Consider the following 13,481-nt stretch of genomic DNA (forward strand, 5'->3'; position numbering starts at 1 on the left):
CGTTAAATGGGCCACAATCGATTGCGACACAGCCTTGTCGACAGTGACCAGTCGTGGAGCGCTCGGCAGCGGCGTCGTCGTTCGGAGTGGCTGGCGCGCACCTTCCCCGACATCGGCGACATGCACGTCGTCGACCTCGGCGGCCGGCTCGGCACCTGGCACCGCGCCACCGTCCGGCCGGCCCGCGTCACCGTGGTCAACCTGGAACAGCCGCCCGCAGCCGTACCCGAGTGGGCCCACGTCGAGCAGGCCGACGCCTGCGACCTGCCACCCCGTGTCACCAAGGGCGCCTACGACCTGGTCTTCTCCAACTCCGTGCTGGAACACGTCGGTGGGCACGAGCGCCGACTTCGGTTCGCCGCCGCGGCCCGTTCGCTGGCCGATCGGCACTGGGTGCAGACGCCCTACCGCTACTTTCCCATCGAGCCGCACTGGATCGCGCCCGGCATGCAGTTCCTACCGATCCGGATGCGCACGGCGCTCGCTCGCCGTTGGCCCCTCGGCCACAAACCGACCCGCAGCCACGAAGCCGCCATCCACCAGGTGCTCTGGACCGAACTGCTGGACCGTTCGCAGATGCGCCACTACTTTCCCGACTCGACAATGCTCGTCGAGCGGGTCTTCGGCCTGCCGAAGTCGTTGATCGCCGTACGGACCGGGCGGTGAGCCGGGTCAGAAGAGGGTCAGTTCGTCCTTCTCGATGCCCCGCAGCCGGTCGTAGTTGACGACGACGCACCGGATGCCCCGGTCGGCGGCGAGCACCCGGGCCTGCGGCTTGATCTCCTGCGCGGCGAACACGCCGGTGACCGGGCTGAGCAGCGGGTCACGGTTCATGAGTTCGAGGTAGCGGGTCAACTGCTCCACGCCGTCGATCTCGCCACGCCGCTTGATCTCGACGGCCACGGCGCCGGAGTTCGCGTCCCGGCAGAGCAGGTCCACCGGGCCGATCGCCGTCATGTACTCGCGGCGCACCAACGTGAACCCCTCGCCCAGCACGGTCGGGTTGGCCGCCAGCAACTCCTGCAGGTGTGCCTCCACCCCGTCCTTACGCAGGCCGGGATCGACACCCAGCTCGTACGAGGTGTCCTGGAAGACCTCCTCCAGGGTGATCCGCAACTCCTCGCCGGCCTTGTTGACCACCCGCCACACGCCGGGGGCCTCCTCCAGCCGGCACGGCGGGCTCATCCAGTTCAGCGGCTTGTACGCACGGTCGTCGGCGTGAATCGACACCGACCCGTCCGCCTTCACCATCAACAGCCGAGTCGCCGGCGGCAGGTGAGCCGAGAGCCGTCCGACGTAGTCCACCGAGCACTTCGCAATGACCAACCGCACCCGACGAGGGTAGCCGAGCAGTCCGCCACCGCCACCGAGCGGCACTGGCGCGTCGGTGCGATGCTGAGACCGTGTTCGAAGTTCTCACCGGCACCGGCCTCGCCGCCTCGGCAGGGCTGAACGCCTACATACCCCTGCTCGTCCTCGGCCTGCTCGGCCGCTACACCAACCTGATCGACCTGCCCAGCGGCTGGACGTGGCTCGGCAACGGCTGGGTCATCGTCATCCTTGCCGTCCTGCTCGCCGTCGAGATGGTGGCGGACAAGGTGCCGGTCGTCGACCACGTCAACGACGTGGTGCAGACCGTCGTCCGGCCCACCGCCGGTGGCCTCGCCTTCGGGGCCGGCTCGTCGTCGGAGACCGTGACCGTCAGCGACCCGGGGAGCTTCTTCTCCAGCCACCAGTGGGTGCCGGTCGCCACCGGCGTACTCCTCGCCTTCGGTGTACACCTGCTCAAGTCCGCCGCACGCCCGGTGATCAACGCGACCACCGCCGGGTTCGGCGCCCCGGTGGCCAGCACCGCCGAGGACGCGACGAGCGTGGTCATGTCCCTGGTCGCGGTCATCCTGCCGGTGCTCGTACTCGCCTTCCTGGTGGGGTTGGTCGGCTTCGTCTACTGGTTCCTGCGTCGACGCTCCGAACGCCGCCGAGAACGTCAGGCGGCCCGCGCCGCTGGCTTCCGCGTCTGACCGGCAATCCGAAGGTACGGCGATGGCCGGCACCCGTTGTCGGGGTGCCGGCCATCTGCGTGTTCTTAGCTGTTCCAGTTGTGGGCGACCAGGTCGGTGGCCTGCTGCTCCCACTGGGCGTAGGCGTCGGGGTAGGCGGAGACCTGTACGGTCTGGGCGGCGTCGGTCAGGGGCATGTCCTGCCAGCCGTCAACCTGACGCAGGCCCTTGAGGAACGCGGTGGTGGAGTACTCGGGGTTGGTGATCTGCTCCGGGGTGCCCCAACCGCTGGTCGGGCGCTGCTGGAACAGGCCGAGGGAGTCGTGGTCGTTGGCGTCGCCGAGGTGGCCCAGGTTTTCCAGCTTGGACTCCTGCAGGCTGGTGGCGATGGAGATGACCGCGGCCCGTTCGGGCAGGCCGGCCTTCTTGGTGGCGGCGATGATGGCCTTGGCGTTGGCGGTCTGCTCGCCGTTGAGGTCGATGTGGGACTGGTCGCCCTGCGGCTTGGGTGCGGTGGTCTGCACCGCGGCGGCGGCGGGCTTGGCGTCGACCGGGTTGGCGTGGGCGGCGATGGGGCCGGCGAAGACGCCACCGGCGAACGCGAGACCAGCGATGGACAGCATGCTCTTGCGGAAGATCGTGTTCATGGGGGTTGCTCCTTCGGGGGTAGGAAACATCCACCTGTCACCGTTCGGGGGATCAGGTGACGGGGGTGTCAGCACCTCGTCCGGGCGCTCAAAGTCTGGGGGGCGGCCTGCGAGCGGGGGGGGCTCGTGGCGGCCGGTCCGTGTGTAACGACCCGGGGGGCGGGGCCATTCCCGGGGGCCGACGATCCGCGAGGGCTCGTCGTGCCGGGACCGGGTGTAACGACCCGCGGTCCGGGGCCATTCCCGGGGGCTGACGATCCGCGGGGAGCGGGGCTCGCCGTGCCGGGACCGGGTGTAACGACCTGCGGCCCGGGGCCATTCCCGCAGACCGGCAGGCCCGCGAACGGGCGGGGCCCGTCGCGCCGAGTCCGGGTCCAACGACCTGCGGCCCGGGGTCATTCCCGGGGGGCGATGATCCGGGTCTTGCGCACGAGGCCACCTCGCGCAGAGTCCAAAACGGGACATAACCCCGGCCGGCAGCGCGATCGGCGGGGCGCAGGGGCCAGCGCGATCGGCGCGGCCAGCGATCGCCGCGGCCAGCGGGGGCGGCGGGGCCGACGGGGACCGGCGGGGGCGCATCCGAGCGATGATCGACTCGACATCGCCGAAGTCGGGGTATCCGGGGCCGATTGACACCGCGATATCGGTGATCTCGTGTCGATCATGCCGGCATCGCCGATCACGCCGACCTCGCCGATCACGCCCGCATCGCCGATCACGCCGGGCATCGCCGATCACGCCTGGCATCGCCGATCACACCCGCATCGCCGATCACGCGCCGGGGTGGCCAGACGGGCGTATCGGGGTGAGCGCAGGCCGGCAAATGCCTAATATCGGGGCAGGAGCCTAGAGGAGGTTGGCATGACCACTGCAATGGAGATGCCCCGAGTCCAGGAATGCGTCGTCGCGGCATGCGCGTACAACCAGGGCGGTGACTGCCACGCCTTCGCCATCACCATCGGCAGCATGGACCACGCGCACTGCCACACCTTCGTCGAGTCGCCCGTGCGGGGCGGGGTGGACGGCCTCACCGCGCAGGTGGGCGCCTGCCAGCGTTCCGACTGCCGGCACAACGAGCAGTTGGAGTGCCACGCCTCGTCGATCAAGGTGGGGCCGGACAACGACCTGGCCGACTGCATGACGTACGCCGGTCGCTGACTCCGACGGGACCGGGTCAGGGCAGGTCGTTGGCCCGCCGGATGACCGTCACCAGGTCGTCGATGATCCCGGTGAGGGCGAAGTCCTTCGGGGTGAAGACCCGGGCCACCCCGGCGGCGAGCAGGGTGTCGGCGTCACTGACGGGGATGATGCCGCCCACCACCACGGGCAGGTCCGCCCGGCCGGCGGCCCGCAGCCCGTCGAGCACCGCGGGCACGGCCGCCAGGTGTGAGCCGGACAGCACGGACAGCCCGACCAGGTCGACGTCCTCCTCGACGGCGGCGGCGACGATCTGGCCGGCGGTCAGCCGGATGCCCTGGTAGACGACCTCGAAGCCGGCGTCGCGGGCGCGTACCGCGATCTGCTCGGCGCCGTTCGAGTGCCCGTCCAGGCCGGGCTTGCCGACCAGCAACCGCAGCCGTCCGGTGCCCAGCTCGCGCGCGGTGGCGGCAACCCGCTCGCGGACCGCCGCGAGACCCGCGTCGCCGCCGCTGCCGGTGGCGCCGGACAGGCCGGTCGGCGCCCGGTACTCACCGAAGACGTCGCGCAGCGCGCCGGCCCACTCCCCGGTGGTCACCCCGACCCGTACACACTCCAGGGTCGCCGGCATCAGGTTGGCGGTGGTCGCGGCGTCCGCGCGGAGCCGGGCCAGTGCCGCGTCGACCGCCGCGCCGTCCCGCCCGGCACGCCACTCGCGTACGGAGGCGACGGCGACCGCCTCGACCATGGGATCGACCTGTTCGACGGCCTCGGCGCCCGCCGCCGTCAACGGGGATGGTTCGGTCTCGGCGAAGCGGTTGACGCCGACCACCACGTCGAGTCCGGACTCCATCCGGCGACGGCGCTCGGCCAGCGAGGCGACCAGCGCGCTCTTGAGATAGCCCGTCTCCACGGCGGCCACCACACCGCCCATCTCCAACACGGCGTCCAGCTCCACGCGCGCCCCGCTGACGATCTCGTCGACGAGTGCGGTCATCACGTGCGAACCGGCGAAGAGGTCGGGGTATTCGAGCAGGTCCGACTCGTACGCCAGAACCTGCTGCATCCGGAGCGACCACTGCTGGTCCCAGGGCCGGGGCAGGCCAAGCGCCTCGTTCCAGGCCGGCAGTTGCACGGCACGGGCTCGGGCGTCGCGGGACATCGTCACGCCGAGCATCTCCAGCACGATGCGCTGGATGTTGTTCTCCGGCTGTGCCTCGGTGAGGCCGAGCGAGTTGACCTGTACGCCGTAGCGGAACCGCCGCTGCCGGGCCTCGGTGACGCCGTACCGCTCCCGGGTGATCCCGTCCCACAGCACGCCGAACGCGCGCATCTTGGCGATCTCCTCGACGAAACGCACCCCGGCGTTGACGAAGAACGAGACCCGCTGCACCACGTCACCCATCCGCTCGGCGGGCACCTGACCGGAGTCGCGGACCGCGTCGAGGACGGCGACGGCGGTGGCCAGCGCGAAGCCGACCTCCTGCACGGGTGTCGCGCCAGCTTCCTGAAGGTGGTACGAGCAGATGTTGACCGGGTTCCACCTCGGCATCGTCGTCAGGGTGTGCGCGATGACGTCCGCCGTCAGCCGCAGCGAGGCCGCCGGCGGGAAGATGTACGTCCCCCGGGACAGGTACTCCTTGATGATGTCGTTCTGGGTGGTGCCGGCGAGCAGGTCGGCGCTCGACCCCTGCTCGGTGGCCACGGCCGCGTAGAGGGCGAGCAGCCACATCGCCGGCGCGTTGATGGTCATCGAGGTGTTCGTCCCGGCGAGCGGGATGCCGTCGAAGAGCGCCCGCATGTCGCCGAGGTGGGCCACCGGCACGCCGACCCGGCCCACCTCACCGGCGGCCAGCTCGTGGTCGGGGTCGTAGCCGGTCTGGGTGGGCAGGTCGAAGGCGACCGACAGGCCGGTCTGCCCCTTGGCGAGGTTGCGGCGGAAGAGCGCGTTGGTCGCGGCGGCCGACGAGTGGCCGGCGTACGTGCGCATGACCCACGGGCGGTCCCGCTCGGGCAGCCGGGTCGGCGTCTCATCCATGGCCGGAGTCTAAGTTACCGTTCAGTAGAAGACGTTGTGGAAAACCACACAGGTCCATGTCGAGGACGGCCGGGTGCGAAGCGCCCGCCGTGGCCGGCACCGCCACACCCCGGGCGTCGACCGGTGGCCACCAGGACGCACACTGGACGCATGGATGACGAGCTGGCCATCTCCGTCCGAGGGCTGCGCAAGGCGTACGGCGACAACGTGGCGGTGGCGGGCGTGGACCTCGACGTCCACCGGGGCGAGGTGTTCGCGTTGCTCGGCCCGAACGGCGCGGGCAAGACCACGACCGTGGAGATCCTGGAGGGCTACCGGCACCGGGACGCCGGTGAGGTGTCCGTGCTCGGCGTTGACCCGGCCCGACCGGACGCCGACTGGCGCTCCCGGGTCGGCATCGTGCTCCAGGGCACCGGCGAGTTCGACGAGCTGACCGTGGCCGAGGTGGTCCGGCACTTCTCCGGGTTCTATCCGGACGCGGACGACCCCGCCAAGGTGATCGAACGGGTCGGGCTGGCGGCGAAGGCGAAGGCTCGTACGCACACCCTCTCCGGCGGGCAGAAGCGCCGCCTCGACGTGGCGCTGGGCATCATCGGCCGCCCCGAGCTGCTCTTCCTCGACGAGCCGACCACCGGCTTCGACCCGGAGGCCCGCCGCGAGTTCTGGGAGCTGATCCGCGACCTCGCCGCAGCCGGCACCACGATCGTGCTCACCACCCACTACCTGGACGAGGCGGAGGCGCTCGCCGACCGGGTCGGCGTGATCGCCGGCGGCCGGCTGGTCGAGGTAGCCGCGCCCAACCGGCTGGGCAACCGCCAGGATGCGCTCGCGACGGTCTCCTGGCGTACCCCGGAAGGGACGTGGGAGAGAGCGCAGAGCGCGACGCCGACGGCCCTCGTGGCCGACCTGGCCGCGCGCTACGGCGGCGAGGTCCCCGGGCTCACGGTGACCCGGCCGACCCTGGAGGACGTCTACCTCACGATGATCGGACATTCGCGATGACGACCACGACGAAGCCGGCGACGCCGGTCGCCGCGACCCCGGGCCGACGGCCGGGCGTCGGCACGCTCGCCCTGCGCCAGGGCCGACTGGAGATCACCCAGTTCCTGCGCAGCCGGGAGTCCGTGGTCTTCACGATGGGCTTCCCCATCATCATGATCCTGATCTTCGCGTCGATCTTCCACGGGACGATCGGCGGCGGGGTCCGGTTCACCCAGTACTTCATCACCGGCATGATCGCCACCGGCCTGATGACGGTGAGCTTCCAGAACCTGGGCATCTGGATCCCGATCGAGCGGGACCGGGGGGTGCTCAAGCGCTACCGGGGCACGCCGATGCCGAAGTGGGTCTGGTTCGCCGGCAAGGTGATCATGGTGGTGGCGATCGGGATCGCCGAGACCGCGCTGCTGCTGGCCGTCGCGGTGGCGCTGTTCGACCTGAACCTGCCGGGCACCGCCGGGAAGTGGTTCACCTTCGGCTGGGTCTCCGTGCTCGGGGTGACCGCCTGCACCCTGTGCGGCATCGCCATCTCGTCGCTGGCCCGCACCGCCCGCAGCGGTTCGGCGGTGGTGACTCCGGTCGCGCTGGTGCTCCAGTTCATCTCCGGGGTGTTCTTCGTCTTCACCGACCTGCCCACCTGGATGCAGCAGGTCGCCGCGTTCTTCCCGCTCAAGTGGATGTGCCAGGGCCTGCGGTCGGTGTTCCTGCCGGAGAGCTTCGGGGCGCAGGAGCCGGGCGGCTCGTTCGAGCTGGGGCGGGTCGCGCTGGTCCTGGCCCTGTGGTGTGTGATCGGGCTCGTGCTCTGCCTGACCACCTTCCGCTGGACCACCAAGCGCGACGGCTGAGCGGGCCGACCGGGGCGGGCAGCCCCGCCCCGGTCGTCACCCGCTCAGTACGTGTAGAAGCCCTTGCCGGTCTTGCGGCCCAGGTCACCGGCGGTGACCATGCGCTGGAGCAGCTCCGGCGGGAAGAACTTCTCGTCGGCCGTGTCGGTGTAGATGTTCTTCGAGGCATGCAGCAGCACGTCCACGCCGGTCAGGTCGGTGGTGGCCAGCGGACCCATGGCGTGCCCGAAGCCGAGCCGGCAGGCGGTGTCCAGGTCCTCGGCGGACACCACGCCCGACTCGACCAGCTTGACCGCCTCCATGACCAGGGCGGAGATCAGCCGCGTGGTGACGAAGCCGGCGATGTCGCGGTTGACCACGACGACGGTCTTGCCGATCTCCTCGGCGAAGGCGCGCGCCGTGTCGAGCGTGGCGTCGCTGGTCTTGTAGCCGCGCACCAGCTCGCAGAGCTGCATCATCGGCACCGGGGAGAAGAAGTGGGTGCCGACGACGGCCTCCGGCCGCTCGGTGACCGCCGCGATCTGGGTGACCGGAATGGCCGACGTGTTGGTGGCGAGCACCGCGTCGGACTTGCAGATCTTGTCCAGCGCCCGGAACACCTCGTGCTTGATCTCCAGCCGCTCGAAGACCGCCTCGACCACGATGTCCGCGTCCGCCGCCGCCTCCAGGTCGGTGGTCGGGGTGATCCGCGCGAGGGTCGCCTCGACGTCGGACGCCTCGATCTTGCCCTTCTCGGCGAACTTCTCCAGCGACTTCCGGATGCCGCCGAGCCCCCGGGTGGTGGCCGCGTCGTCCAGGTCGCGCAGCGTCACCTGCCAGCCCGCCTGCGCCGCCACCTGGGCGATGCCGGAGCCCATCAGCCCGGCCCCGACGACCGCGAGTCGACCCGCCATCTGCTTCTCCCTCACTGCGATTGAGTGCCTGCCTGCACCCTAGTCGGCGAGCCTGAACGATGACTAAGGGCAGGTGACGAATTCGCGACTCGCCGGAGCGAACAAACTCCCGAGTGGGTGCATCGAACCCTACGACAACCAACAAGTGGCAACAGCCTGGAGCTCATGATGCGCGCAACGTCCATGGTCGGAACCCTCACCTGCCTCCTGCTCGTCGCGGCGTGCTCGTCGCCCGCACACCAGGACGGCAACGCCGCGCCGGCCGGCTCGCCCGAACCGACGACCAGCGCGGTCACCACCGGCAGCCCCATCCCGCCGCCTATCTCTCCCTCCTCGACCTCTCCCTCCTCGACGCCGTCCGCCCGGCCGTCCAGCACCGCGACCCGCCCCACGTCGCTCGTCCTGGGTCCGAACGGCATCGGTTCACTCAAGCTCGGCATGACCCGCCAGGAGGCCACCGGGACGGGACTGCTGCGGGCGTTCGCCAGCAACACGGGCGGCTGCACGCCGTCGTACCTGCGCGCCGCCCGCAGCGAGGAGGGGGCCGTCCTTCTCTCGTCGACGCTGGGTATCGCGACCATCGACGCGTACGAGGGGATCAAGACGCCCGAGGGAGCACGCATCGGCATGTCGAGCGCCGAGATGCTGCGGATCTACCCGGCCTGGACGGCGGCCGACGGAGACGCGACGAACGGTCGTGGCTTCGCGAAGACCCCCGGCAACAGCAAGGCCGTCTACCGCATCGAGACGATCAAGGGCAAGGTCGTCCAGTTGACCCTCCAGTACGCGAACCAGGACTGCTACGAGTAGACCGACTCGAAACGGCCGGCCTGTGGCGCCAGCGCGCTGGACAACCGCAGGCCGGCCAGGATCTCGTCGGTCAGGTCCGCGTCGTCGACCTGCTTGATCTGCAGGTAGACGCCATAGCGGCGCTGCGGCACCGGGATCACGATTTCGCTGAACGACACCGAGGCGCCGCACGAGGTCCACCGCCGTACCAGCGCCCGGTCCCCGCCCACATCCACGGTCCGGTCGGGCTGCTGGACACAGGAGGCGTGGCTGGGTAACGCCGGCGCCGGGTCGCCGCCGAGCAGTGCCCGGCTCACCCCGACGAACACACCGGGCATCCCACTCGCCGGGTCCGACCAGGCGGCGAGATCCGGGGCGACCACGAGACCCGGCGCCTGGCCGGCCGCGAGGCGCAGCACCGAAGGATCCCAGCCGGCGTCCTTCAGCTGGCCGGCCCAGCTCGCCGGCACCGCGACCGAGAGAGCGCCGGAGGCATCGCGTACCCGAACCCACCCTGGCCGTTCCGACAGTGTGGAGCTGGAACCGGTCGTCGCCAGCAGGGCGCTCAGGGCGACCGCGACGCCGACGACCCTCGCCATCTGCCGCACGAGGCGACCACGGCCCGCCTCCCGCTCCGTCGACGCGATGACCCGCTGGAGTTCCCCGAGCATCACCGCGGCGGACGCCCAGCGTTGCCGCGGGTCGGGATGCAGCGCACGCCGCACCAGGTCGTCCACTTCGGTGGGAACTCCGGGCCGGAGCTGGGACGGACGGGGGAGAGAACGTCCGGCCCGGCCCGATCGGCTGCCAGCGGACCATGCCGGGTCGGGCGGGCGGCCGGTCACCATGTGGTAGGTCGTCGCGCCGATCGCGTACACGTCCGCGCGGATGTCCAGACCGCCACCGGCGGTGGCCTGCTCGGGCGGCATGTAGCCGGGTGTGCCGGCCGCGATCGTGAAGCCGGACGCGTTGGCGAGCGCCTTGGCCAGGCCAAGATCGGCGACGAGCACCCGATCCCGGCCCGCCGCCGGCTGAAACAACACATTGGACGGCTTGAGATCCCGGTGCAGCACGCCGGCCTCGTGCAGCACCATGACGGCGCGGGTGATGTCGGCCGCGACGAGCAGCGCCTCCCGGACCGGCATCGGTCCCGAGGCGAGTCGATCCGCGAGAGTGCCACCGGCCGCGTACGGCATCACCAGGTACGGGCGTCCGTCCGGCAGCTCGCCGACGTCGAGCACACGCACGAGCAGGCTCGAATCCGTCCGTCGCATGATCCGCGCCTCCTGCTCGAACCGCTCCCGCAGATCGGAGTGGTACGACCAGTTGTCGGCCAACACCTTGATCGCGACGGAGGCGTCCAGAGCGTCGTCGGCGCCGAGCCACACGGTGGCGAAAGCTCCGGATCCGATACGCCCCACAACGCGGTATCGGCCGATCTTGCCGGGTACTGACACGCCCGTATTATGGCCGACTAAACGCTGAGGAACGGGGCCCGATCATGCCAGACGATCTTGATGTCGAAGAGCTGGCTGATCGTGCCGCCAAGGGGGACGCCGCCGCCCTCGACGCGTTGCTGATCAGGATCGGTCCGCAGGTCATGCGGCAGTGTCTACGCCTCCTCCCCTGCCGGCAGGACGCCGAGGAGGCGTGCCAGGATGCGCTTCTGCAGGTCGCCCGCAAGATTGACAGCTTCGCTGGCCGGTCGAAGTTCTCCACCTGGCTGCACATCGTCACCGCCAACTGCGCCCGGCAGACGTATCGGAGCCTCAAGCGTCGGGCCGAGGAGCAGTCCACGCCACTGCTCCCGCTCGACACCGCCGACCCCCGCACCACGAGCGTGATCGCCGGTTCCCGGCTCGACCTGCTCGACGCGCTGGAACGGTTGGAGGCGCACCGACCCGAACTGGTCGCCCCGCTCGTACTGCGCGACCTGTGCCAGTTGACCTACGACCAGATCGCCGACCACCTCTCCATCCCGGTCGGCACCCTGAAGTCACGCATCCACGACGCCCGACGGCACGTGCGCGCCTCGCTGCAGGCCACCTGAGACCGCGAGAGGCGCAGCGGGGTCTCAGATCTCCAGCGACGGCTCCTCGGGCGCGGTGCCCCGCTCCACCGCCACGCCGAGCGCGCGCAGGTCGGCCACGAAGTCCGGGTAACCCCGGTCGACGTGGTGCACGTGCGAGACCTCGGTGGGTCCGTCCGCGCAGAGTCCGGCGATGATCAGCCCGGCGCCGGCGCGGATGTCGGTGGCGCGTACCGGCGCCCCGGACAGCCGCTCGCGACCGCGGACCACGGCGTGGTGCCCGTCGGTCTTGATGTCCGCGCCGAGCCGCATCATCTCGTTGGCGAACATGAACCGGCCGTCGAAGATGTTCTCCGTGATCAGGGATGCGCCGTCGCTGACCGAGGCCAGCCCGATCGCCATCGGCAGCAGATCGGTGGCGAAGCCGGGGTACGGCAGGGTCACCACGTCCACCGCGCGGGGCCGGTCGTCCATGCGTACCCGGAAGCCGTCGCCCCGCGTCTCGACCAGGCCGCCGGCCGCGACGACCTTGTCCAGCGCGACCTCCAGGTAGGCCGGGTCCAGGCCGGTGACCGTCACGTCGCCACGCGTCATCGCGGCGCCGAACGCCCAGGTGCCGGCGACGATCCGGTCCCCCACGGTGGCGTGCCGCACCGGCTGCAGGCCGGGCACGCCGGTGATCCGCAGGGTGGACGTGCCGGCGCCGGAGATCCGCGCGCCCATCTGGTTGAGCATCGTGCAGATGTCGACGATCTCCGGCTCCCGGGCCGCGTTGTCGATCGTCGTGGCGCCCTGGGCCAGCACCGCTGCCATGACCAGGTTCTCGGTCGCCCCCACGCTCGGGAAGTCCAGCACGATGTCGGCGCCGCGCAGCCCGTGCGGGGCCTCGGCGATGACGAACCCGTGCTCACCGGAGATCTCCGCGCCCATCCGGGTCAGCCCGGAGATGTGCATGTCCAGGCCACGTGAGCCGATCGCGTCGCCGCCCGGGTGGGCCACCCGCACGTAGCCACGACGGGCCAGCAGGGGGCCGAGCACGCAGATCGACGCGCGCAGCCGCCGGACCAGGTCGTAGTCGGCCTCCGCGCCCGGCTGCTCGGGTACGTCGATGGTGACCGAGCGGGACCGGGCGACGCCGCCCCGCGCCACCATCGGATCGACGGGGTGGTCCGTGTCGAACCGGACGTCACAGCCCAGCCGCCGCAGGACCTCCCCCATGATCGCGATATCGGTGATCCGCGGAACGTTGGTGATCACGCTGCGGCCGGGAGCGAGCAGCGCGGCGGCCATCAACTTCAGTGCCGAGTTCTTGGCGCCGACGACGTGCACGGTGCCCGCCAGCCGGGCCGCACCGCAGACCCGGATGACGTCGACGTCGTTGACCGCCGTGTCACCGGCGTCGCCCGGACCCACCACCGCTGGCCAGCCGGCTGTCGTGTCCGGCCGAGCGGGGATCGTCAGTTCCGGTATCCGTAGGCTGTGCGTCATGGCCGTCCACCTCACGCGCATCTACACCAAGGCCGGCGACGCCGGCATGACCAGGCTGAGCAACAACGAGCAGGTCCCGAAGACCGATCCACGGATCGCCGCGTACGCGGATGTCGACGAGTGCAACGCGGCGATCGGGGTCGCACTCGCCCTGGGCCAGCTCGACGAGGAGCTGCGGGCCGTCCTGGCGTCGGTACAGAACGACCTGTTCGATGTCGGCGCCGACCTGTCCACGCCCGTCGAGCCGGAGCCGAAGTACCCGCCGCTGCGGGTAACCGAGGAGTACGTCGAGCGCCTGGAGGGCTGGTGCGACGAGTACAACGCGCGCCTGAGCAAGCTCGACTCCTTCATCCTCCCCGGCGGCACCGCCGGCGCGGCGCTGCTGCACGTGGCGCGGACCATCGCCCGGCGCGCCGAGCGGGCGGCGTGGGCGCTGGTCAGCCACGATCCGGACCGGACCAGCCCGCTCCCGGCAAAGTATCTCAACCGGCTCTCCGATCTGCTCTTTATCCTGTCAAGAACGGCAAATCCGGCGGGCGATGTGCTATGGGTGCCGGGCGGCAACCGCTGACCGTCTGCGTCGTACGGGTGTGGGGTTCCCGATCTCGCGGCTACC

The 13,481-nt window shown here is 70.7% G+C and carries 14 protein-coding genes; 8 read left to right on the top strand and 6 right to left on the bottom strand.

From position 1 onward, the window contains the following. Positions 1–6: 6 nt before the first annotated feature. Positions 7–666 carry a class I SAM-dependent methyltransferase gene (locus tag ACQP03_RS28435; RefSeq protein WP_357134171.1) on the top strand — a complete coding sequence of 220 codons (660 nt, stop codon included), beginning with the start codon at positions 7–9 and terminating at the stop codon, positions 664–666. A 6-nt stretch (positions 667–672) separates the two neighbouring features. Here the strand turns inward: ACQP03_RS28435 and nucS are convergent, their stop codons facing one another. After that, positions 673–1,332 carry an endonuclease NucS gene (gene nucS, locus ACQP03_RS28440; RefSeq protein ID WP_357134169.1) on the bottom strand — a complete coding sequence of 220 codons (660 nt, stop codon included), beginning with the start codon at positions 1,330–1,332 and terminating at the stop codon, positions 673–675. Positions 1,333–1,403: 71 nt separating this feature from the next. Here nucS and ACQP03_RS28445 point away from each other — a divergent pair, with 71 nt between their 5' ends. Continuing rightward, positions 1,404–2,021, top strand: a complete 618-nt coding sequence (locus ACQP03_RS28445) for a DUF4126 domain-containing protein (protein ID WP_357134167.1) — start codon at positions 1,404–1,406, stop codon at positions 2,019–2,021. Between the two features lie 65 nt (positions 2,022–2,086). Here ACQP03_RS28445 and ACQP03_RS28450 read toward each other — a convergent pair whose 3' ends face one another. Beyond that, entirely contained in the window at positions 2,087–2,647 is a 561-nt protein-coding gene (locus ACQP03_RS28450) for a hypothetical protein (RefSeq protein WP_357421824.1), read from the bottom strand. 861 nt (positions 2,648–3,508) lie between these two features. On the opposite strand from ACQP03_RS28450, the gene ACQP03_RS28455 reads away from it, so the two are divergent. Beyond that, complete coding sequence (locus ACQP03_RS28455; RefSeq protein WP_355052875.1) at positions 3,509–3,805, top strand: DUF1540 domain-containing protein; 297 nt, start codon at positions 3,509–3,511, stop codon at positions 3,803–3,805. A 16-nt stretch (positions 3,806–3,821) separates the two neighbouring features. On the opposite strand, the gene ACQP03_RS28460 is transcribed toward ACQP03_RS28455, so the two are convergent. Beyond that, complete coding sequence (locus tag ACQP03_RS28460; RefSeq protein ID WP_433459096.1) at positions 3,822–5,822, bottom strand: protein meaA; 2,001 nt, start codon at positions 5,820–5,822, stop codon at positions 3,822–3,824. 150 nt (positions 5,823–5,972) lie between these two features. Here ACQP03_RS28460 and ACQP03_RS28465 point away from each other — a divergent pair, with 150 nt between their 5' ends. Further along, positions 5,973–6,824 carry an ABC transporter ATP-binding protein gene (locus ACQP03_RS28465; RefSeq protein ID WP_357134022.1) on the top strand — a complete coding sequence of 284 codons (852 nt, stop codon included), beginning with the start codon at positions 5,973–5,975 and terminating at the stop codon, positions 6,822–6,824. After that, a complete protein-coding gene (locus ACQP03_RS28470) occupies positions 6,821–7,666 on the top strand; it encodes an ABC transporter permease (protein WP_357134019.1) in 846 nt (281 codons plus the stop codon). The genes ACQP03_RS28465 and ACQP03_RS28470 overlap by 4 nt, the downstream gene beginning before the upstream one ends. Before the next feature lie 44 nt (positions 7,667–7,710). Here ACQP03_RS28470 and ACQP03_RS28475 read toward each other — a convergent pair whose 3' ends face one another. After that, positions 7,711–8,559 carry a 3-hydroxyacyl-CoA dehydrogenase family protein gene (locus tag ACQP03_RS28475; protein ID WP_357134017.1) on the bottom strand — a complete coding sequence of 283 codons (849 nt, stop codon included), beginning with the start codon at positions 8,557–8,559 and terminating at the stop codon, positions 7,711–7,713. Positions 8,560–8,724: 165 nt separating this feature from the next. Between ACQP03_RS28475 and ACQP03_RS28480 the strand changes: the two genes are divergently transcribed. Further along, the gene (locus ACQP03_RS28480) at positions 8,725–9,369 is read left to right on the top strand and encodes a hypothetical protein (protein WP_433459099.1); all 645 of its coding nucleotides are present in this window, start codon (positions 8,725–8,727) and stop codon (positions 9,367–9,369) included. Here the strand turns inward: ACQP03_RS28480 and ACQP03_RS28485 are convergent. Beyond that, complete coding sequence (locus ACQP03_RS28485) at positions 9,360–10,805, bottom strand: serine/threonine-protein kinase (protein ID WP_433459101.1); 1,446 nt, start codon at positions 10,803–10,805, stop codon at positions 9,360–9,362. The genes ACQP03_RS28480 and ACQP03_RS28485 overlap by 10 nt on opposite strands. Positions 10,806–10,849: 44 nt before the next feature. Between ACQP03_RS28485 and ACQP03_RS28490 the strand changes: the two genes are divergently transcribed. Next, entirely contained in the window at positions 10,850–11,398 is a 549-nt protein-coding gene (locus ACQP03_RS28490) for an RNA polymerase sigma factor (protein WP_357398123.1), read from the top strand. Positions 11,399–11,422: 24 nt separating this feature from the next. Here ACQP03_RS28490 and murA read toward each other — a convergent pair whose 3' ends face one another. Next, positions 11,423–12,865 (bottom strand): UDP-N-acetylglucosamine 1-carboxyvinyltransferase, encoded by a 1,443-nt coding sequence (gene murA, locus ACQP03_RS28495; protein ID WP_357134005.1) that lies wholly within the window; start codon positions 12,863–12,865, stop codon positions 11,423–11,425. Here murA and ACQP03_RS28500 point away from each other — a divergent pair. After that, positions 12,864–13,436: a cob(I)yrinic acid a,c-diamide adenosyltransferase gene (locus ACQP03_RS28500; protein ID WP_357133999.1), complete on the top strand. Its 573-nt coding sequence runs from the start codon at positions 12,864–12,866 to the stop codon at positions 13,434–13,436. The two genes, murA and ACQP03_RS28500, sit on opposite strands and share 2 nt — an antisense overlap. Positions 13,437–13,481: the final 45 nt, after the last annotated feature.

The sequence above is a fragment of the Micromonospora sp. CA-248212 genome (genome assembly GCF_050948405.1).
Taxonomy (GTDB): Bacteria; Actinomycetota; Actinomycetes; order Mycobacteriales; family Micromonosporaceae; genus Micromonospora.

Coding starts and splice junctions, on each gene's coding strand:
- ACQP03_RS28475 (WP_357134017.1), bottom strand. CDS start 8,559: ATGGCGGGTCGACTCGCGGTCGTCGGGGCCGGGCTGATGGGCTCCGGC.
- ACQP03_RS28500 (WP_357133999.1), top strand. CDS start 12,864: ATGGCCGTCCACCTCACGCGCATCTACACCAAGGCCGGCGACGCCGGC.
- murA (WP_357134005.1), bottom strand. CDS start 12,865: ATGACGCACAGCCTACGGATACCGGAACTGACGATCCCCGCTCGGCCG.
- ACQP03_RS28460 (WP_433459096.1), bottom strand. CDS start 5,822: ATGGATGAGACGCCGACCCGGCTGCCCGAGCGGGACCGCCCGTGGGTC.
- ACQP03_RS28465 (WP_357134022.1), top strand. CDS start 5,973: ATGGATGACGAGCTGGCCATCTCCGTCCGAGGGCTGCGCAAGGCGTAC.
- ACQP03_RS28470 (WP_357134019.1), top strand. CDS start 6,821: ATGACGACCACGACGAAGCCGGCGACGCCGGTCGCCGCGACCCCGGGC.
- ACQP03_RS28450 (WP_357421824.1), bottom strand. CDS start 2,647: ATGAACACGATCTTCCGCAAGAGCATGCTGTCCATCGCTGGTCTCGCG.
- ACQP03_RS28435 (WP_357134171.1), top strand. CDS start 7: ATGGGCCACAATCGATTGCGACACAGCCTTGTCGACAGTGACCAGTCG.
- ACQP03_RS28480 (WP_433459099.1), top strand. CDS start 8,725: ATGATGCGCGCAACGTCCATGGTCGGAACCCTCACCTGCCTCCTGCTC.
- ACQP03_RS28455 (WP_355052875.1), top strand. CDS start 3,509: ATGACCACTGCAATGGAGATGCCCCGAGTCCAGGAATGCGTCGTCGCG.
- ACQP03_RS28490 (WP_357398123.1), top strand. CDS start 10,850: ATGCCAGACGATCTTGATGTCGAAGAGCTGGCTGATCGTGCCGCCAAG.